General features: G+C 34.5%; 18 protein-coding genes. 17 read left to right on the top strand and 1 reads right to left on the bottom strand.

The window, feature by feature from the left end:
- Window positions 1–16 precede the first annotated feature (16 nt).
- Window positions 17–2,224: a polysaccharide biosynthesis tyrosine autokinase gene (locus tag FJR38_RS13995; RefSeq protein WP_168537669.1), complete on the bottom strand. Its 2,208-nt coding sequence runs from the start codon at window positions 2,222–2,224 to the stop codon at window positions 17–19.
- 902 nt (window positions 2,225–3,126) lie between these two features.
- Here FJR38_RS13995 and FJR38_RS13990 point away from each other — a divergent pair.
- From FJR38_RS13990 to FJR38_RS13910, 17 genes are all read left to right on the top strand, one after another.
- On the top strand, window positions 3,127–4,434 hold the full coding sequence (locus tag FJR38_RS13990) for a glycosyltransferase family 4 protein (RefSeq protein WP_168537667.1): 1,308 nt from the start codon (window positions 3,127–3,129) through the stop codon (window positions 4,432–4,434).
- A gap of 188 nt (window positions 4,435–4,622) precedes the next feature.
- A complete protein-coding gene (locus tag FJR38_RS13985) occupies window positions 4,623–5,048 on the top strand; it encodes a hypothetical protein (protein WP_168537665.1) in 426 nt (141 codons plus the stop codon).
- A gap of 1 nt (window position 5,049) precedes the next feature.
- Complete coding sequence (locus FJR38_RS13980) at window positions 5,050–6,012, top strand: GDP-mannose 4,6-dehydratase (protein ID WP_168537663.1); 963 nt, start codon at window positions 5,050–5,052, stop codon at window positions 6,010–6,012.
- A 44-nt stretch (window positions 6,013–6,056) separates the two neighbouring features.
- Window positions 6,057–7,340, top strand: a complete 1,284-nt coding sequence (locus FJR38_RS13975; RefSeq protein WP_168537661.1) for a polysaccharide biosynthesis protein — start codon at window positions 6,057–6,059, stop codon at window positions 7,338–7,340.
- On the top strand, window positions 7,333–8,181 hold the full coding sequence (locus FJR38_RS13970; RefSeq protein ID WP_168537659.1) for an FkbM family methyltransferase: 849 nt from the start codon (window positions 7,333–7,335) through the stop codon (window positions 8,179–8,181). Before FJR38_RS13975 ends, FJR38_RS13970 begins: the two co-directional genes overlap by 8 nt.
- A 175-nt stretch (window positions 8,182–8,356) precedes the next feature.
- Complete coding sequence (locus tag FJR38_RS13965; protein ID WP_168537657.1) at window positions 8,357–9,247, top strand: class I SAM-dependent methyltransferase; 891 nt, start codon at window positions 8,357–8,359, stop codon at window positions 9,245–9,247.
- A 91-nt stretch (window positions 9,248–9,338) separates the two neighbouring features.
- Entirely contained in the window at window positions 9,339–10,154 is an 816-nt protein-coding gene (locus FJR38_RS13960; protein ID WP_168537655.1) for an FkbM family methyltransferase, read from the top strand.
- 2 nt (window positions 10,155–10,156) lie between these two features.
- Window positions 10,157–11,185: a glycosyltransferase family 1 protein gene (locus tag FJR38_RS13955; protein ID WP_168537653.1), complete on the top strand. Its 1,029-nt coding sequence runs from the start codon at window positions 10,157–10,159 to the stop codon at window positions 11,183–11,185.
- A 100-nt stretch (window positions 11,186–11,285) separates the two neighbouring features.
- Entirely contained in the window at window positions 11,286–12,287 is a 1,002-nt protein-coding gene (locus FJR38_RS13950; protein WP_168537651.1) for a glycosyltransferase family 2 protein, read from the top strand.
- Between the two features lie 94 nt (window positions 12,288–12,381).
- Window positions 12,382–13,506 (top strand): glycosyltransferase family 4 protein, encoded by a 1,125-nt coding sequence (locus FJR38_RS13945; RefSeq protein ID WP_168537649.1) that lies wholly within the window; start codon window positions 12,382–12,384, stop codon window positions 13,504–13,506.
- Between the two features lie 5 nt (window positions 13,507–13,511).
- On the top strand, window positions 13,512–14,612 hold the full coding sequence (locus FJR38_RS13940; RefSeq protein WP_168537647.1) for a glycosyltransferase family 1 protein: 1,101 nt from the start codon (window positions 13,512–13,514) through the stop codon (window positions 14,610–14,612).
- 14 nt (window positions 14,613–14,626) lie between these two features.
- The gene (locus tag FJR38_RS13935; protein WP_168537645.1) at window positions 14,627–15,220 is read left to right on the top strand and encodes an acyltransferase; all 594 of its coding nucleotides are present in this window, start codon (window positions 14,627–14,629) and stop codon (window positions 15,218–15,220) included.
- Between the two features lie 77 nt (window positions 15,221–15,297).
- The gene (locus tag FJR38_RS13930) at window positions 15,298–16,683 is read left to right on the top strand and encodes a hypothetical protein (protein ID WP_168537643.1); all 1,386 of its coding nucleotides are present in this window, start codon (window positions 15,298–15,300) and stop codon (window positions 16,681–16,683) included.
- A gap of 4 nt (window positions 16,684–16,687) precedes the next feature.
- Window positions 16,688–17,965, top strand: a complete 1,278-nt coding sequence (locus FJR38_RS13925) for a glycosyltransferase family 4 protein (RefSeq protein WP_168537641.1) — start codon at window positions 16,688–16,690, stop codon at window positions 17,963–17,965.
- Window positions 17,958–19,109 (top strand): glycosyltransferase, encoded by a 1,152-nt coding sequence (locus FJR38_RS13920; RefSeq protein ID WP_168537639.1) that lies wholly within the window; start codon window positions 17,958–17,960, stop codon window positions 19,107–19,109. Before FJR38_RS13925 ends, FJR38_RS13920 begins: the two co-directional genes overlap by 8 nt.
- Window positions 19,110–19,115: 6 nt before the next feature.
- On the top strand, window positions 19,116–19,517 hold the full coding sequence (locus FJR38_RS13915; protein ID WP_168537637.1) for an asparagine synthase-related protein: 402 nt from the start codon (window positions 19,116–19,118) through the stop codon (window positions 19,515–19,517).
- Window positions 19,514–20,379, top strand: an 866-nt coding sequence (locus FJR38_RS13910; protein ID WP_168537635.1) for a glycosyltransferase, incomplete at its 3' end; no start/stop codon positions are given. The genes FJR38_RS13915 and FJR38_RS13910, both read left to right, overlap by 4 nt.

Genomic DNA, 20,379 nt, shown 5'->3' with positions numbered 1-20,379 from the left:
GATTAGAAATAGGTTCTTAACCACGTTTATTGTAATCACTGTAATAGTAATTATAACCTTGCAACTTCTTTTTATCCCCGTTGATAACCACACCTAGTAAATTGATAGGAGCAACCTTGAAATTATCCTGAACTTGTGTCAGTGCTGATTTATCTGTTTTCCCAATCCTTACAACTAGCATTAAACCATCAGTATAAGGAGCTAAGAGTCTCACATCTACTAATCCCAACATTGGGGGCGCATCATAAATTACTAAATCAAAATTGTGATGGAAATAGTCCATCAATTGCTTCATTTTATCTGATGATAATAACCTAGCCGGATCAGGTGGGATTGGTCCTGCCGTAATCACCGATAAATTCTTCATGGTTGGCATTTCTTGAATTACCTGCTCCATATCCATATTGGAAGAGATTAAATTACTTAATCCCCACAAATTATTTAATCCTGATAGTGTATGAACCTGGGAGCAACGCAAATCAGCATCTACCAAGAGAACTCGTTTCCCCATTGATGTTGCTATTTGAGCCAGGTTAAATGCTACTGTACTTTTACCATCTCCAGACATCGCTGAAGAAATAATTAAAGAGCGAATTGGTTTATCTGAATTGAGAAGTTGAATATTTCCATACAAAACTTGTAAAGATTCCCAAAATGCACCGTAACCATAGTATCTAGGTTGTGAAGATGAATTACTGAACATATTAGAAAATCTACCTATCCCTTGAGCCGTATCTTCAGATACTACTTCTTGCTCGCTCACACTATTTGCAAGATGCCGGGATGGATGATGAGATATACTTTTATCAAAAGGAAGAGTCCCTAATAAGGGCAATTTGATCTTTTCTTGAATGCTCTCTACTGTTTGGTAAGTATTATCAATTTTTTCTAGAATCAGCGCAGCACCAACACCCAGTAGAGAACTAGCCACAAATCCTAATAATAAACTCCGTTGTATATTTGGTGATATGGGAGATTCTGGTTGCATAGGTGCTTGAATTAATTCCCAAGGTAGTTCTGTTTGTGCTACTTCTATTTGTAGTTGTTCCCGATTAGTTAAAAACCGATTTAAACTTTCATTTGCTAGTTGTAAATTCCGCTGGATATCCGTATATTGCCTAGATAGGACTGGTAATTGTTCTAATTTTCTTTGGAGTTGTTGTTCTGCTTGGATTAGTTGTTGACTATCTACCTCTATTCTTTGAAGTAAAGTTGTAGCTTCAGCCGCTTTAATAGTTAAAGCCCGTCTAGCCTCGCTTTGAATGATAGGTAAGAGGTTATTTCTTTTTTCTTCTAAAGTTTGGATAACTGGGTTTTCTGGTTGAAATCGAGCTAATTCTCCAGATATTTGGGTATCTAATTGACGCTGCTGGGCGATTAATTGTTGATACAGAGGAGCATTATTGAGGATTGCTAATTGTCCTTCCTGTCTCTGTAGACTCATATAATTAGCTCTAGCAGCGGCTAGTTGTTGATTGACAGCTAGTCGTTGTTGTGTCAGAGATTGAATTTGCCCAGAAATGGTTTCAGATTGGCTTTCTGGACTAATAAAATTATATCTTTGCCGGAAGATTTGCATTTCTTTTTGCAACTGTGCTACCCGATTTTGAATATTAGGTAGCTGTTTGTCAGCAAACTGAACCCCTTGACGTAGCTTAGTTTGGCGTTTATCTAGGCTGTAGTTTAAATAGAATTGAGAAATTGCATCTAATACAACTTTAATTTTTTGTGTGTCATGACTTTTATAGCTGACTTCGATTACTTTTGTTGCACCGAAACGACGGATAGTTAAATCCTGTAGGAGAGAACCATAAGTAATTTCCGGATATGATTCTTGTAGTTGCTTAATAACACCTTGCAGCAATTCTGGACTTTTAAGAACCTGAATTTGACTCTCATAGTCTAAACTGGGTTTAGCGATATTAGAGTCTAGTAAGCTTACTTTCCCTAAGCTGCTATCTTCATTAACAGATTCAACGAGTAGTTGAAAATTACCTTGATATATTGGTTCTTGTGTGAGCGTAGAGTAAGTAACTCCACCGTTGACAACAATAGATATTCCTGCTATTACTAGCGATCTGCGTTTCAGTGTTTCCAGTATTTGCCGCAAGTCACCACTATCAGATGTTTCTTCAAATGCTGAAAAAACTGGCATATTTGAAGACTGATGTTCAGAGTGTCCCTTTTTGCGGAAACTTGAGGTGATCGCAGAATGATTCTCCATGATGGATGCCTCTAAAATTGAGTAATTATCAAATAAAGTTAAATTGCAACAATTACATCTATAATCTTTGTGAAACCTTATTTTTTAGCAACCTGTATTGTTTAGATGGGAAATGTAACAATCCAGGGGGGTGTTTTTTCATAAGCGCTTTATTTCTGCTATATGTATAACAAGTTTATGGACATTTGTCAGGAGTTAGATGAAAATTAAGTTGTATTCCTTCAAAAAGGAGTTGAAACCATTTTTGTGATCCACTCATTTTTCTTATGAGTAAGGCATATACGTTGTTTCATTGCTATTATTCCCAGCTATCGTTCATATTTCAGCCTATTTGAAGGTGGAAATAACTAATCCTCGATCCTAACTTTAAAACTATGAAAGGAATACAAATAGGGGTTGAATAGTGTACAAATTAACTAGGGATTGTAATAGAATAACGAAATCAAGCCATTTTTAGCTGTGGATAACTATCCTGGGCATAGATATAAATCTCATGATCAGTGTGGAAAACTATAACCTTACTTAGTAGATTCAAATATCAAACATATCCTTTATTCATTCCTTCTGTCAATGCCTATGGTCAATACGTAAGTTATAGAAAAGTATTTTTGGGAATGTATCTTATTTTTTTCCGGAACTAGTATTTCCTCTGTTGTCATTTAAAGAAGGGGTGACTGATAACAAGATACCGAAGATGTAACAAAAGCTATTGTACAGAAACAATTTTTGTAATCAAGGAGTCATGATTTACCTGTATATCTGTAGTAAATATTATCAATGGAACTGTATGGCTCATGGCAATAAGTGAATGGCAGAAAAAATATAATTCTTATTCGACAATCCACAAAAATCAATATTCAAGGAAATGTGATCCGGACGTAACTAGTAGCAAACCTCCAATAATGTACAAAGGAAAGAACTCCACAGCACCACCTTTACATTCAGTAGCACCACTCGAGTCCTCGGAAGTTAAGGATATATGGTATCATAACCTGGTTAATGTGTCGATAATTACAGAGTTTTTTCCTCCAGACTATGCTGCTACAGGACAGCTAATTGAAGAACTAGTCACAGAGCTAGAGAAACAAGGAGTTAGCATTAAGGTGTTCACAGGACAACCAGGATACGCATTTACTACCGCTAAAGCACCAGCATTAGAGCAAGTGGGTGATATTCGCGTCCAAAGATCCCGATCTACTCAAGTTTGGTCTGGCAGGATTCGTGGTAAGGCAATCAATGGGATTTTGTTTACATTGCGGGCTTTTCTGCACATGATCAAAAATGCCCGGAAAGATAGTGTATTTTTATTAACCTCAGCTCCACCTTTTTTATCAATAGCAGGATATTTCGCACATTTGTTGTTAAGATTCCCTTACGTATGTTTAATTTATGATCTGTATCCAGATATTGCGATCGCTCTGGGAGTAGTTGCCAAAAACCACTGGTTAGCAAAATTTTGGCGGCAAATCAACCGTCAGATTTGGCAAAGATCCAAGGGAATTATAGTTTTAAGTCCGGCCATGAAAGAGCGAGTTATATCAATCTGCCCAGAAGTAGCGGATAAGATTTCTGTGATTCATAGTTGGGGAGATCCTGATTTAATCGTACCAATAGCAAAAGAACACAACTGGTTTGCCAAAGAATATAATTTAGTTAACAAATTTACGGTTCTTTATTCCGGCAATATGGGTAGGTGTCATGATATGGACACCATTCTCGCTACTGCTAAACAACTACAAAATGAACCGATTCAGTTTGTTTGTATTGGTGGTGGTCCCAAACGGGAAAGCTTTATTCAAGATGTGACTCGTTTAGGACTCAAAAACTTTCTCTTTCTTCCCTATCAAGACAAGAGTGTGTTACCTTATTCCCTGACTGCTTGTGATTTGTCATTAGTTAGCGTAGAAGTCGGTCTAGAAAGTTTAGTTGCTCCTAGTAAACTTTACCCAGCTTTAGCTGCTGGCAGACCAATAGCAGCTATTTGCCCCAAAGAGTCCTACCTGCGCCAATTAATAACAGATGGCAAATTTGGTACTACCATTGACAATGGAGATAGTGATGCTTTAGCTGCATTTATTCGTAAGTTAAAGAGCGATCGCCAACTTGCAGAAAAAATGGGTAACTCATCACGTGAATACTTGCAGTCTAATTTTACCCCAGAAATCATAGCCAAACAGTATCTCCAGGTGCTAGAACAGTCTATGATTTAAAGTCTCACTCTCCGCTAATCCAAAAAGAGTGTGATAACATACCCAGGTATTTAAGACTATTAAATTTAAAAAATTTCATAAATTTAGGAGTTGAACAAGGAGTTGGGCTTTGATGGTCTTTTTGATCTCAGTCCCTCCAATGCAACCTTCTTTCGATCTGTTGTTTAGTTACTGATCAGGAGGCCAAAGTGCAGAGAAGGTGTGATCGAAATCGGAAACGTTCTAAGCGCAGAGCTATCCACTGCCCCATCCATAATTGCTATATGGATAGTGTTAGCCAAAAATATGGACTATTTGCTGAACAAGCTGGACAACTACAAGAGCGAGGTATAGCTCGAAGAGAAGCGATGCTTTTAGTAGCAGCTAAAACCACAGTCTCTTTACATGGTGAATGGTTAGAAGCTTTTTGGTGTGAAGAGTGCCAAGAAACAAAATGGTATCATGTACATAAACATGAATCCATATATAAATTATCTCTTGCCCCCGCAGAAATCTGGCAACAAGCAACAGGTGTGATTCATCCCCATCGTAATCCCTCTGTAGGAGAGTTTACCTATAGACAATCTCGGATGCTGGGAGGTAACAGTGTTAAGGATTTCTGGGTAATGAATTGACATGAAAAAAGCTCTTATTTGTGGCATATCAGGACAAGATGGAGCTTATCTGGCACAGTTACTGCTCAATCAAGGCTATACAGTCTGTGGAACTTCCAGAGATGCTCAAATGTCCTCTTTCCGAAATTTGGTTTATTTAGGTATCAAAGACCAAGTAAAGCTAGAGTCAATGTCCTTAACTGACTTCCGCAGCGTCTTACAGATCCTCACAAAAATCCAACCAGACGAAATCTATAATTTAGCAGGACAAACTTCAGTGGGTTTGTCTTTTGAACAACCTGTAGAAACATTAGAAAGTATCGCTACAGGGACACTCAACCTATTAGAAGCGATTCGCTTTCTCGGCGCTCAGATTAAAGTTTATAATGCCGGATCTAGTGAATGCTTTGGTGATACTGGCAATGTAGCAGCAGTAGAAACCACTCCATTCCGTCCTAGAAGTCCTTATGCTGTAGCTAAAGCCGCTGCTTTTTGGGAAGTAGCTAATTATCGAGAAGCTTACGGTTTATTTGCTTGTTCAGGAATTCTATTTAATCATGAATCTCCCCTGCGTCCCCAAAGATTTGTGACTCAAAAAATTATTGCTACTGCCTGTCGTATTGCTCAAGGTAGTCATGAAAAATTATATTTAGGTAATATGTCAATTCAGCGGGATTGGGGGTGGGCGCAAGAATATGTGGAAGCAATGTATTTAATCCTGCAACAGGAACAGCCCGATGATTATGTAATTGCCACAGGAGAAAGCACTTCCTTAGAAGATTTTGTATCAGCCGCATTTGCATCTGTAAATTTAGAGTCGCGTGATCATGTAGTTGTTGATAGTAGCCTGTTCAGACCTACAGATTTGGCAATGGGTAAAGGTAATCCCAGTAAAGCTAAGAAACAGCTAGGTTGGGAAGCTAAATATAAAATGCAGGATGTCGTGAAAATGATGGTAAAAGCGAGGTTAACTAGGTCAGTATAGTGAAAATAATATGCAGTAGCTATTTCTTTGGAGGCTGAAATTTAATGTCAACTCGCTCGGAAAAAGCTATTTACTGGGTTAAGTTACTTAGTAAATTTGTTTCTGTTCAATTAATTGTGCAAGCATTAGGATTCGCTAGTGGGATTTTAATTATTCGTACTCTTAGTAAAGAGGAGTATGCTTACTTTACGATTGCTAATTCAATGCAGTCAAGCATGAATGTTTTAGCAGCTAGTGGAATTAGTTCAGCATTGTTATCTATTGGAGGTAAAGTCTTTCAAGATTCTTATAAGTTTACCCAATTGATAAATGCAGGTATGCGACTGAAAAAATATCTTGGCATGATATCTGTACTTATAGTTACTCCTATTCTTTTTTGGCTATTAACTAGTAGTGGAGCATCGTTAATTTATGCTCTATTAATTATTATAGTTATTCTCATAGAACTTTATTTTTACCTTATTCAAGGTATCTTAGGCGTTGTACCTCTTTTAAAATCTCAAATTAAACAGATTCAAATATTGGATTTGATGTTTTCTGGCTCACGTTTATTATTTATAGTAATTAATCATTTAACTTTAATTAATGCTTTGACATATGCTTTTTGCTCAACAGTTGCATCAAGCTTAAAAACATTTTATCTCTATCAATGGAATAAGGATAGCTTAGAAAAAAATATCCCGATTAATCAAGAATATAATCAGCAAATTGTAGGTAGTATACGCAGTATGATTGCGTATTATTCATTTTTTTGTATTCAAGGTCAGATAACAATTTGGCTGATTAGTATTTTTGGTACAACTAATAGTATTGCTGAGATTGGTGCTTTAGGAAGATTATCTATAATTTTTACGGTAATTACTTCTGTTGTTAGTAACATTGTTGTACCTAGTTTTGCTAAATGTGAATCTTTGAAATTATTAAAATTACGTTATTTTAAAGTTATGCTTATATATTTATTCCTATCAATTTTATTACTTGTTGTTTCAGTTATCTTTCCTAAAGAATTACTCTGGATACTTGGTAATAAATATAATCATCTCCAAAGAGAATTATATTTAGTAATATTAACCTCTATGGTATCTGCAATTAGTTCTGTAGCATGGAGTTTAAATACGTCGAGAGGATGGATTAAAGATTCTTGGTTAATTATACCAAGCACAATTTTGATACAAATTCTATTATTGGTTATCATAGATGTATCAAATATCAAAGGTGTAATAATGTTTGGTTTAGTATCTACTTTACCAACTTTATTAGTCAATTTTTACCTTAATTACAAAGGGTTTAATAATCATTATTATAATGGAGATTTATCAAATGCTTAAGATTTTACAAAAATCAGTTGATACCATTCTGTCTGAATCTTTTGGATCTTTTACTAAAAAGTTCACAAATAAAATTGCTTATCTTTACAAAAAGAATACTTTTAAACCGTATCAAATTGAAAAAACTATAGCTGGAGAAAAGATTCAATTAATCATTAGCGATCTTTTTGCCAAAGGTTGGTATGATCGTCCAGACCATCTTGATAATTGGCCAGAGTTGGTTTGGTTAAAAGAAAACTCTCTGAAAAAAGGTGATATTGTTGTTGATTGTGGTGCAAACATCGGATTCACAGGTTTATTCTTTGCCAAGTGCGTAGGAGAGCAGGGTCAAGTATTGGGTTTTGAGGCTTTACCTGCTAATGCTGATATAGCTCGTAAAAATATTGATCTAAATCAAGTCAATAATTTTGAAATTAGAAATCAAGCTGTTGGTTCTTATCATGGGACAGTAGAGTTTAACAATTATCCTAATGGTTCTGTAGGTAAGACTGACGGTAGTAAAACGATTAATGTACCTGTGGTGAAATTAGATGAAGTTTTTGTAGGAAAAAAGCCAACTTTTCTAAAGATTGACGTAGAAGGATATGAAATAGAAGTGTTGAAAGGTGCAACTGAGATACTCAAAACAAAACCTAAATTAGAAATTGAAATTCATTGTTCTTGTTTTTCTGATAGATTAAGTTCTGTTAAAGAACTTTTGGGGCTTTTGCCATTGTCTGAATATAAAATTTTTCTACAATTAGTGAGTTTTGAAGAAATTTTACCCTATGTTTTAACAGATGTCACACCAGAATTACTTGCTAAGTATGATAATGTTCATTTATTTGCGCTTCCTAAGTAAGTAAGTAAATAAATATAATTGCATACATAGAGATAATTAACTTTTGAAAAAATACAATTCTTGTACTGAAAACACTTCATTATATGGTTGATATAAAAAAACATCTGCCAAAGATATATACTGAGTGAAAGTATATAATCTATAATTTTTCTCAGCATTAGAGGATAAAGCATCAATGAAACTTGAAAAGTGTAATCGCCAATTTAGATGGATATCTAGCGTAAAAGGAGATCCAGAAATACTATCTTCCTTAGATAAACAAATGGCTTGGTTTTACAGTCAGCAGGATGGACGTGAAATGTATCAATCTATGATAGATGCGATAGATACCCAAGAGAAAATTGCAACTGATTTAAGTTCAGTGCGACATTTAATGCCTCAGTATATTTGTGATTTAAAACCAGAAACAATTTTAGAAATAGGTTGTGCAAGTGGACGCTTATATAGGCAACTTCGACAATATGGCTATCAAGGAAGCTACTGTGGGGTAGAAGTTGCTGATTATGTTATTCAGCAAAACAGACACAAACATCCTGAAGTTAATTGGCAATGTGGTACAGCTTATAATATTCCTTTTCCTGATTCATCCTTTGAGGTTTGTTTCTCTCTGTACGTTTTAGAACACTTAGTTTATCCAGAACGTGGATTAACAGAAATGATACGAGTCATAAAACCAAATGGCCGACTTGTATTAGTTTTCCCTGATTTTATAGAATCAGGTCGGTTTTCATCTCAACAGTTAGGGTTGTCTCCTATGATGACGGCTAGTACAAAATTACGCCAGGGTAGAATTATAGATGCCTTATTTAGCTTATATGATAGCAAAATACGCTTACCAAAAGCATTAAGAAAAACTGAGATGAATTTAGGAAATTTTCTGGTAAATACATCTCCGATTTGTTTATCTTATCCTGATATGATGAGTGCTGATATTGATGCAGTGTACTTAGCATCTAAGAAAGAAGTTGATGATTGGGCAACAAAAAAGGGCTTTGAGGTTGAATATCCTTGTGGTACAGAAGGACAATTCGCAGAACAAGCTTTTATTGTTATCCATAAAACATAAAGCTGAATAATTTATTCAAAAGGATAAGATGACTTTTTCTGATCAGCAAATTTTTTATGAAATTGTCAATTTATAACGCACTAAACAAACTATGAACTTCAAGCAAATTCTACATTCCATTCAACACAATTTAGCTAAATCCAAACTTGCAACTGATTTAGCAATAAAATTAAGAAATCAATGCAATTCCATAATTGCTTATCATTTAGCAGAAACTTCTGATCACCATGAAAATGGTGAGTTATGGTTAATAAAAATGATTGCTCCTAATTGTTCTCGATTCATGGATATAGGTGCTTATATTGGTGGCTATACTGAATGTTTTTTAAATTATGCTCCAAAAAGTTGTTTAGGTTTAGTTTTTGAACCTGGTGAATCTGCTTTTCAAGAAATTGAAAAAAAATTCAGCAATAATTTAAACTTAACTTTAATACAAGCTGCTTGTTCTAACAGCATTGGAGAAGCTATATTTTATGATATATATCCAATGCAGAGTTCTTCTTTAGGAAAATGCAAAGAAAACTCTGGTATTGCCAAAACTGTAAAAGTATCCACAATAGATCAAGAGATTAAAAATCGTAATTGGGACTATATTGATTTTTTAAAAATAGATTGTGAAGGCTACGATTTACAGGTTTTAAGAGGTTCTAAAGAAGTTTTGAGACAGCAAAAAGTAGGGATAATTCAGTTTGAATATGGTGAATATTGGCCAAGTTCAGGAAGCACTTTACTGTCTTGTTTTGAGTTACTAAATTCATTTCAGTATGAAGTATTTTTATTAGGTAAAAACGGGTTGCTGAAATTTAATTATGAACTTTATGGCGAATATTTCAGATATAGCAACTTCGTAGCGATCGCTCAAAATAAAATGGATAAATATAGAGAACTGATAAAAGGAGTAGCATAAAAATGAAGGTTTTATATCTTCATCATAATCAACCTGATTATTTAGCAGAAAGTCTATTTCATGGACTTAGAATATTATTGGGTAAAAACTGTGTAGATGTGCCTCGCTATGACAGTATGTACACACCACTTACTGACAAAATGCGTTCTAAACTTAGAGGCAATGGTTTTACTCTCTATGGACTACTAGAAGATATCCCTGAATTAGCACAAGAACGTTTCTTTTGGCAAAAAGATATTGATGCTTATGACTTAATTGTTATTGCTAATATATGGGAACAATGGCAACAATTCTGGACTTTGTTATCTCAGTACAAGTTAAATAATATTGTTGTTCTGGATGGTGCTGATCAACCAGCTTTTTTTCCCTATGCTTCTATAAAAGATAAAATACGAAACTACCCCTTATCATTTTTAACTCCGATATCAAAAGTCAAATATTTTAAGCGAGAGTTGATGAGTAGTGGATATAGATATGGAATTGATAAATATCTGCCTAGTTGGTTGCATTCTTGGATACCTCTAGCAGAAAATGCTATGCCTATCAGTTTTTCTATTCCATTTGAAAAAATTACTCCAGTTGAGAATACACAAAAAATAAAAGATTTCCCTATCCATATAGTTGATTTAGAAATTGCTAAGAACATAAATGAAGCTAGATTTTCCGAACTTGGTTCTAATACTTATTTCTTTGAATGTGAAAATGATTATTATCAAGATTTACAAAAATCGCGTTTTGGCATCACTACTAAACGAGCAGGTTGGGATTGTTTACGACATTATGAATTAGCAGCTAATGGCTGTGTTTTATGTTTCCGAGATATTGACCAAAAACCACACAATTGCGCTCCTCATGGACTAGATGAATCTAATTGTATAATCTATAAAAGCTATGAAGACCTAATAAATAAGATAAATTCTTTAAGTCCTCAAGAATACTTGCAACTACAAACTCTAACCTACGATTGGATCAAAAATAATTCAACTGTAGCTCGCGCTAAAGGATTTCTTGATTCTTGTTTTAAAAATTAATAAAATGATTTATACATCCATCAACCAGCCAGTATTTCAGAAAATTCCTCAGCACGCAAAAAAAATTCTTGATATTAGTAGCTAAAAAATATTAAATTCTATGTCTGAGAGATATCCTATCATTAGCGTAATTATCCCAACCTACAATTATGCTCACTACATCCAACAAGCAATAGATAGTGTTCTAAAATCTGACTTCCCTCAAGACCAAATCGAAATTATTGTTATTGATGATGGTTCTCAAGATAACACTTCAGAAATAGTTACTAAATACGGAAGTCGAGTTAAGTATATATTACAAGAAAACTCAGGTAAAGCCTGGGCAACAAAAGTTGGTATAGATAATTGTCAAGGTAAATACGTTTTCAATTTAGATGCTGACGATCTTTTTTTACCCAATAAAATTAAAGAAGTAGTTGGAATATTTGAAAGTGATCCAGAAATAGTTCATGTGGCACATCCTGCCCTTTGTTGGGAAGTTGATAATGATCAAAAATTTCCAGAAGCTATTCCTAAACATATAATCGCTCATAAGATTTCTGGAAAAGAATTATTAAGCTATTTTTATAGAAACCGGATGCTTTTTGGCGGTGGTTCAACTTTTGCCGTAAGAAGAGACACTCTTAATAAATTTTCTATTCCCAAAGAAGTTGATATGTATATAGATGAGTACCTAGTTATGTGTACGTTAAATCAAGGTTATTCATACTTTATAGATAATCCTCTCTCAGTTTGGAGAATTCATCGTCAAAACTATTCTGGTAACACTTCTAATGTTAATGAGTACCAAAAAAAGTCACTTAGAAGTCTAACAAGTATAGAAGGAATTTTAAATAATTTAGATGATTTTGATGTAGAAATTCGCAAAATATATACTTTAAAGTATAAAATTTCACAAATTTCTGAAAAAGAGAAAATGGGAAATAAAACACTATTTGATATTTTAAGTATGTGGTGGTTTTTTCTGAAAAACTTTGGTATATTTAGTTATCAGCCCCTTACCATGATTAAATCATACACCCTTCTCAATAGAACTCTGCCAAATTTTATACTTGATTGGTTGAGAACTATGAAACATAAAAAAATTATCAGCTATTTTTAATGAATGATTTATTACAAATTTTCAAATATATTTAACATCCTGAAACAAGTAAATCTAATGGTAAATTATTAAGATCGGATTTTAATAACTTACCATGAATATTCTTTCCTTCACTAATTGCCCACTAGACTTAAAATTGGGATCAGGTAAAGCAGTAATAAAATACTCCCAAGGATTGCAAAGTGTAGGACATTCAGTTGATGTAGTTGAGCCAAAAGAATACGAACCTTGGGTAAAATTTCGTCGAGCTACAAAATTTCGTCAAGCTTGGGGAGCATGGAACTTTGCTCAGAAAACGCTACAACCTGAGCAACTTGATCTCGTCGAATTTTATGGAGATGAGTTTTGGTTAACTACTTCGCATTTATCTAAATTAGCAAAAAGACCACTACTAGTGGCTCATACAAATGGTTTAGAACTTTTAGCTACCATTCGTGAAAGATCAGATAATCCTTATTCTAACTACCTCTATAATTTGTTTGCTAAACAAACTCATGATCGTTTTTCCAGAAAAGCCTTTTCGTGTTCAGATGCTTTCGTGGCTATTTGTGAAGCAGATAGACGGCACGTTCTGGAATTAGGACTTTACCCTGTTCATCGCACTACTGTAGTTCCGCATGGTTTAGATCAAGAGTATTTATCTTTACCATTCATTCCTAATAAACAGAAACGAGTTGCCTTTACAGGTACATGGATAAGTCGTAAAGGAGTTAAAAATATTATCACTGTAATGTCTAAACTTTTAATAGAAAATACAGACTTGCACTTTGATATATATGGTACAGGTGGGTTAAAAGATACAGTTTTAAGTAGTTTTCCAGTTAACTTACATGATCGTATTCATGTATATCCATATCTTTCTGATGAAGAAATAGCTAATGGTTTAAGCAAATGTGCGGTATTTTTCTTCCCTTCTCAATATGAAGGATTTGGTTTTGCTTTAGCTGAAGCAATGGCTTGTAGCTGTGCCGTAGTAACTACTCCAACTGGGTTTGGGGCAGAATTACATCATGAACAAGAAGGCATGATATGTAATTTTAATGATACAGAAGCAATGGAGTTGAGCATTAAAAAGTTATTAGAAGATGATGATTTGAGGATAAAAATTGCTCAACAAGGATGGCAAAAAGTGCGATCACTTACCTGGAAATCAAGTATTAAGAAACTTTCAGAAACTTATGAGGAATGGGTTAAAGAACACCAGAAATTGCACTATTGATTATTATGAATATAATTCAAATTGTTCCTCGACTTCCTCCCGCAATTGACGGCGTAGGAGATTATGCTTTAAATTTAGCCCGTCAGCTTCGTAAAGATTTTAGTATTCACACCCATTTTATTGTGGGTAATTCGACATGGAAAGGTACAGCAGAAATTGAAGGATTTACTGTTAATCAAATTACCGATAACTCTGCTAATACACTACTAACTTTATTATCATGCAATGATAGCTCTTCTAGCATCCTGTTACATTATGTAGGTTATGGCTATGCTCAAAGGGGTTGTCCAGTCTGGTTAGTCGAGGGATTACAACGTTGGAAAAGTTTATATCCCAAAAGTAATCTTGTTACTATGTTTCATGAACTTTACGCATCGGGATATCCACCTTGGACAAGTTCTTTCTGGTTATTTCCTCTACAGAAGAGTTTAGCCGCACGGTTGGCACAATTGAGCGATCGCTGTGTTACCAGTAAAAAACTCTATGCTGATATAATTACTCAAATCAGTCAAGGAAAACATAATCAAGTTTTATTCCTTCCCGTTTTTTCTACCGTTGGAGAACCTGAAAAATTACCTCCTGATTTATCAGAACGTCAACATAGGTTAGTAATTTTTGGAGGAGTTGCTAACCGTGCTAGAGTTTATAACCAATCCCAGGAAGTCCTAGATTACGTTTGTCAGAGATTAAATATTAAGGAAATTTGCGATATAGGAACTCCAACAGGAATTACTCCTTCCTCGATTGGTAAAGTACCCATTTTGGAGATAGGAAAACAAGCTGCACATAAAGTCAGTGATATTTTAGCAGATTCTATTGCTGGTTTCTCCGACTATAACCCTGATTATTTAGCAAAATCTACTATTTTTGCTGCTTACTGTGCTTATAGACTATTACCAATTAATGCTAAAGGCAGTGTTTCAGTAATTGATGGAATAGAAGCAGGAAAACACTATTGGATTCCGAATGCTAAAGAGAATAATTGGACAAACGAATTGGATCTACAAACCATAGCAGATAAGTCGTATTATTGGTATCAATCTCATAATTTATCATCTCATATAACTGTATTTGTATCGCAGTTATTACTTAATCTAAATAAATAAGGTTATGGAGAAATATGAGTTTTACATATCTTTGGCAAAATCGAGAAATACAACCTATTTTTTCTTATTTCTGGCTCAAAAGTTGGGCAAAACGCATTTTAACCTTCCCTAAGTTAATTACAGTATTGAAAACTAATCTATTCTTGAAAATTTTAGGAACTAATATCACTCATATTAGTATTGTTTCTAACAAAGTTAGGATAGACGGCTTTTTAAATCTACTAACTATCGGTGAGTATACTTTTGTTGGTCAGGCCCATATTGCTATACATTCAGATATTAGAATTGGTTCTTTTGTGGTAATTAATGATGGAGTAAAGCTGCTCACAGCCAGTCACAATATAGATGATCCATCTTGGTCTTCTTTTTCTAAACCTATAATAATTGATGATTATGCTTGGATTGCTACAGATGCTATTATTTTACCTGGTGTTCATATCGGAAAAGGTGCTGTAGTCGGTGCAGGAGCAGTAGTTAGTAAAAATATACCTGAATATGGCATTGCTGTAGGTAATCCGGCTAAATTACTTGATAAGCGCCGAATAAAAGAACTTAATTATAACCCTGTGAAATTAGTTGCTTGTTATCAGGCATGGTTAGGTAAGTAGCAACTTTATTTAAAATAAACCATGACCAAGGCTAGAATTTACCTCTTTATGAAAATTATCAAATTTTTGCTTTAATTATGATCATAGCTATAGGCATTGTTGCCATATTTTTTCTGCTTTACCTTTCTGCATTGGATTGGAAAAAATCCGTTTTTTTTGTCCTAGTTTTTCTAGTATTAGAAGGAGTAGTAAGAAAATGGATTTGGCCACAAGCAAGCCAGTATATCTACTTTATAAAAGATATTGTTTTAATAGGGGCTTATATTAAATATTTCTTGATAGAGGGAAAGAAAATCAAAAAACACGGTATTAATATTTTGATATACTTCTTAGCAATTTGGTCTTTTGTCCAAGCTTTCAACCCAAGTTTAGGATCATCTATTATAGGACTCTTTGGATTAAGAGGATATCTATTATATATTCCTCTATTTTGGATATTAACAGATTTATTCTCTACAAAAATGGATTTATATAAATTCATCAGAAATTATTCATTACTCATTATTCCTGTTTGTTTACTAGCGGTCGCGCAGTTTTTTAGTCCTCCTTCAAGTCCCTTGAATTTTTATGCTACTGGTGCAGATCAAATTGCTACCTTTGGAGTTGGAGGAGAAGCTATTGCTAGAGTCACGGGAACATTTCCCTATATTACTGGTTTTGGAACATATTTATGTACCAGTTTAACTTTACTTATACCTTTACTATTATTGCGACAGCCTCTTATTTGGTATTATTTAACTATTTTTGAATTACTACTGGTATTAGGAACTTCTTTTATGACAGGTTCGAGAGCAGTAGTTTTATATCAAGGCTTATTCTTAATTAGTTATATACTTATATTATTATCAACACATTCCAAGCAAGCATTTCTTAACCTTAAGAAGTTTATATTACCAGCAATTGCTGTGACTGTTATTGTTCCTACATATTTCAGTAAGAGCATTGATTTACTTTCTCAGCGTTCTATACAAAATTCAAAAGAAGGGGTAGATCGTATTTTGCAACCTTTTATTGAACCACTGTCAACAATACCCGAAATAATAAAACTCAAACAAATAGATAGCTATGGAACTGGTGCGACTCATCAAGCAACACAATTGTTGAGAACATCCCTAAATTTGCCTCAAGGTGACACTCTGCCACCTATAGGTGAAATAGAACCTCCAAGAGTAATTATAGAAATAGGCGTAATTGGTTTTGTTTTATTTTACTGGATTCGGATAAATTTGATTATTTGTCTTGGGTTAACTTCAATAAAACTTCGTGATCCATTTTTATCTCAAGTAGGTATAGCTGCTTTTTTGTTCCACACTCTTCAGATAACTAGTCCTGTAGTTTTTAATCCAAATATGGGTATTTATTATTGGTTTTTTGCAGGCTTTATCTTACTTCTCCCAGAGTTAGAACGGCGTGAAAAATCAGAATATTTATATTACCAAGAATATCAAAAAACAAAATCCTAAAATTATGTCTGATGTTCGTTTATCTTTAGTTCATCATGGTAACGCTGGTAATGTACGTCAAGCGGCATTAGCATTGTCTGAATCCAGTGTACTTAATGAAGTAATCACAACTTTAGCTTATAATTCTCACTCTAAAATTTGGCGTTATCTAGATTTATTACCATCTCGGCTTAATAGTTTGATTCGAGATGAACTTAGTAAAAGAACCTGGAAAATTAATAACAAAATTACTCAATATCCTAGCTATGAACTATTACGTGTTTTTTTATCACGAACAAAATTAAATAAATTTTCAGGAATAACCTCTGAACAAATAGGAAATTGGGGTTTTTTATTATTAGATCGTCAAGTAGCTCAAAATCATCTCAAAAATATTACTGCTATATATAGTTATGAAGATATTGCCGCAATTACCTTTGAAAAAGCTAAAAAACAAAACATTTTGTGTCTATATGATTTACCTATTCCTTTTTATCAAACAACTAGGAAAATTATGCAAGAAGAAGCTAAAAACTTTCCTAGTCTTAAAGAAAGTATCCAGACTATTAATGAACCAGATTGGAAGTTAAATCGTAAACAAAGAGAAATAGAACTTGCTGATCATATTTTTGTCGCTTCATCAGTAACTCAAAGATCGTTAACTAATATTGGAATTGGCACTAATAAAATTAGTGTTATTCCCTATGGATCACCCATTGAAACATTTCAGCCTCAACTTAAATCTGATGATTGCTTTCGCGTAATATTTATAGGTAGATTTTCTCCTTTAAAGGGAATTCATTATCTTCTCCAAGCTTGGAAAGAACTAAAATCTAAAAATCAGTTAAAAAAAGCTCAACTCGTCTTTGTTGGCGAAAATCGCTTTCCTCAAGGATGGTTAGAAGAGCGTTATTCTGGATTATATCAGCATATTCCATCGGTCTCCCATTTCTTGTTAAATCAGTATTATAGCCAAGCTAATGTTTTAGTATTACCTTCTTTGATTGATGGTTTTGGATTGGTAGTTGTTGAGGCAATGGCCTGCGGAATCCCTGTTATTGTTACTATGAATACCGGAGCAAGTGATATCATCACTGATGGTGTAGAAGGCTTTATTATTCCTATTCGAGATGTAGAAGCTCTTAAGGATAAACTGGAATGGTGTTATTTTCATCCCCAAGAATTAGCAGAAATGGGACGAGCAGCTAGACGCAAAGCGGAGGAGTTAAATTGGGGTTTGTACCGACAACGATTAGCCAATAAGGTACAATCGCTTTTAAATATACATAAAATCTATGAATAAAGTTAACTTTCACGTCTGGTTTCCCAACTTATTTGAATTTACAGGTGGTATTCAAACATACTGCCGTTTTTTCCTCCAAGCCATTCAAAATATCTACCCTGATATTGACTATGATATCTTTGTCAAACATGATAGAAATTCCTCACCTAACTTCTCGACCATAACCCCTACTCAGTTTCACTTTTCTGGATCTATACCATTACCACTGAGAACACTTGTATTTGCAGTCCAGCTAATTGTTTGGGGAATCTGGAAACGCCCAAAATTAATCATTACCGGCCACCTGAATTTCACTGTTGCAGCCTACTGGCTAAAACGGCTGACAACTATCCCTTATTGGACAACTGCCCATGGTATCGAAGCTTGGGATATCAAAAACCCACCGTTGGAAACAGCTTTACATCATGCAGACCTGATTTTAGCAGTTAGCAGTTACACACGCGATCGCCTCATCAAAGAACAAAACCTCGACCCAAATAAAATTGTTATCTTACCATGCCAGTTTCAACCTAGTCGCTTTCAACCAGCCCCCAAACCTACTTATTTACTAGAAAAATACGGACTGAAGCAGGAACAAGCAGTCATATTAACCGTAGCTCGACTAGCGGAAGTTGAACGCTATAAGGGTTATGACCAAATTCTTCAAGCACTTCCTCAAATTCGTCAGCAAATTCCCGACGTTCATTACATTCTTGTTGGTAAAGGAAATGACCAGACTAGAATTGAGCAATTAATTACCCAACTCGGATTACAAGATCATGTCACCTTAGCTGGGTTTATTCCCGATGAACAACTGTGTGATTACTACAATCTTTGTGATGTTTTTGCTATGCCGAGTAAAAAAGAAGGATTTGGTATTGTCTATTTAGAAGCATTAGCTTGTGGTAAACCTGTTTTAGGAGGTAATCAAGATGGTGCTATTGACGCACTTTGTCATGGTAAACTGGGGGCATTGGTAAATCCTGATGATATGGAAGAAATTGCTCACACTCTAATTCAAATTTTACAAGGTACATATCCCAACCCTTTGATGTACCAACCAGAATTTCTACGTCAAAAGGTCATTGATACTTTTGGGTTTGAGCAGTTCCAAAATAGTCTAGCAAGCTATTTGCATCAGCATTTTTTCACCAACATAGAATAATTAATTATGTGTGGTATTGCGGCTATTCTGAGTATAGATTTAGAATTAACCCAGTATATGCGTAATCAATTACTGCGAGATAGTAATATCATGAGAATGAATTGGGGTTTAAAATTGCGTGTTCCTCTGGTAGATAAAGCTTTACTAGAAGCTGTTGCACCAATTCCTAGTAGGATTCGTTTAGCACCAGGCAACAAGCTTTTAACTCAAGCAGTTACAGAAGTACCTGATTGGGTGATAAATAAACCTAAAAAGGGCTTTTATTTTCCTTTTGAAAGTTGGATGGAAAGTAAATTTGGTGATTATTTCCAAAACCTAAATATACCCGCAAATATACCTCTCAACTCTTGGTATCGTAGCTGGAGTTTGGCAATATTGAAATATTGGTGGGAACAGATTCGATCATGAAAGTTCTCCATGTGATTCCTTCGGTTGCTCCTGTTCGAGGTGGTCCTAGTCATGCAGTTGTAGAAATGGTTAAAGCCTTAAACAATATCGGTGTTGAGGCGGAAATCACGACCACTAATGATAATGGAACGGAACTATTAAATGTACCTTTGGGGAAATGTACAGATTATCAAGAAGTTCCTGTGTGGTTTTTCTCCCGGTTTTCTCCCTCTATTAACTCTGTAAGAGAGTTTGCATTTTCTAGGGAATTCACTATTTGGTTATGGCAGAATATTCACAATTATGATTTATTGCATATTCATGCTGTATTTTCTTATACTTCTACGGTTGCTATGGTGATCGCTCGGTTAAAAAAAATACCCTATATTATTCGTCCTTTAGGGCAATTATGTGAATGGTCATTACAGCAAAGTGCGATTAAAAAACAAATATATCTTAAACTTATAGAAACAGCTAATCTTAATCACAGTCAAGGAATACATTTTACCTCTCTTGCAGAACGAAAAGAAGCTGCACAGTTAAATTTAACTTCATCAGGCTTTATTCTCCCTCATGGTATTGCGATTTCACCAATAATTACTAATGCACGCGAACGTCTGCGAAAATACTTTAATTTACCAATAGATGAACCAATAATTTTATTTTTATCTCGCCTACATCCTAAAAAAGGTTTAGATTACCTAATTCCTGCATTAGGGAAATTGGCTAATTACAGGTTTACATTTATTTTAGCCGGGAGTGGTGATCCAGATTATGAAAATGAACTAAAATCTCTAATAGTTTCTCAAGGTATTGAAAATCGTACACATTTTACAGGATTTGTGAAAGGAGAATTCAAAGATTTATTGATGCAGGGGAGCAG

It is taken from the genome of Anabaena sp. UHCC 0253 (assembly GCF_009712085.1).
GTDB lineage: Bacteria > Cyanobacteriota > Cyanobacteriia > Cyanobacteriales > Nostocaceae > Dolichospermum.
The sequence above is the reverse complement of the archived record's forward strand: the minus strand, read 5'-3'. Positions and strand labels throughout refer to the sequence as shown.

Coding starts and splice junctions, on each gene's coding strand:
- FJR38_RS13995 (WP_168537669.1), bottom strand. CDS start 2,224: ATGGAGAATCATTCTGCGATCACCTCAAGTTTCCGCAAAAAGGGACAC.
- FJR38_RS13990 (WP_168537667.1), top strand. CDS start 3,127: ATGTACAAAGGAAAGAACTCCACAGCACCACCTTTACATTCAGTAGCA.
- FJR38_RS13980 (WP_168537663.1), top strand. CDS start 5,050: ATGAAAAAAGCTCTTATTTGTGGCATATCAGGACAAGATGGAGCTTAT.
- FJR38_RS13975 (WP_168537661.1), top strand. CDS start 6,057: ATGTCAACTCGCTCGGAAAAAGCTATTTACTGGGTTAAGTTACTTAGT.
- FJR38_RS13970 (WP_168537659.1), top strand. CDS start 7,333: ATGCTTAAGATTTTACAAAAATCAGTTGATACCATTCTGTCTGAATCT.
- FJR38_RS13965 (WP_168537657.1), top strand. CDS start 8,357: ATGAAACTTGAAAAGTGTAATCGCCAATTTAGATGGATATCTAGCGTA.
- FJR38_RS13960 (WP_168537655.1), top strand. CDS start 9,339: ATGAACTTCAAGCAAATTCTACATTCCATTCAACACAATTTAGCTAAA.
- FJR38_RS13955 (WP_168537653.1), top strand. CDS start 10,157: ATGAAGGTTTTATATCTTCATCATAATCAACCTGATTATTTAGCAGAA.
- FJR38_RS13950 (WP_168537651.1), top strand. CDS start 11,286: ATGTCTGAGAGATATCCTATCATTAGCGTAATTATCCCAACCTACAAT.
- FJR38_RS13945 (WP_168537649.1), top strand. CDS start 12,382: ATGAATATTCTTTCCTTCACTAATTGCCCACTAGACTTAAAATTGGGA.
- FJR38_RS13940 (WP_168537647.1), top strand. CDS start 13,512: ATGAATATAATTCAAATTGTTCCTCGACTTCCTCCCGCAATTGACGGC.
- FJR38_RS13935 (WP_168537645.1), top strand. CDS start 14,627: ATGAGTTTTACATATCTTTGGCAAAATCGAGAAATACAACCTATTTTT.
- FJR38_RS13930 (WP_168537643.1), top strand. CDS start 15,298: ATGATCATAGCTATAGGCATTGTTGCCATATTTTTTCTGCTTTACCTT.
- FJR38_RS13925 (WP_168537641.1), top strand. CDS start 16,688: ATGTCTGATGTTCGTTTATCTTTAGTTCATCATGGTAACGCTGGTAAT.
- FJR38_RS13920 (WP_168537639.1), top strand. CDS start 17,958: ATGAATAAAGTTAACTTTCACGTCTGGTTTCCCAACTTATTTGAATTT.
- FJR38_RS13915 (WP_168537637.1), top strand. CDS start 19,116: ATGTGTGGTATTGCGGCTATTCTGAGTATAGATTTAGAATTAACCCAG.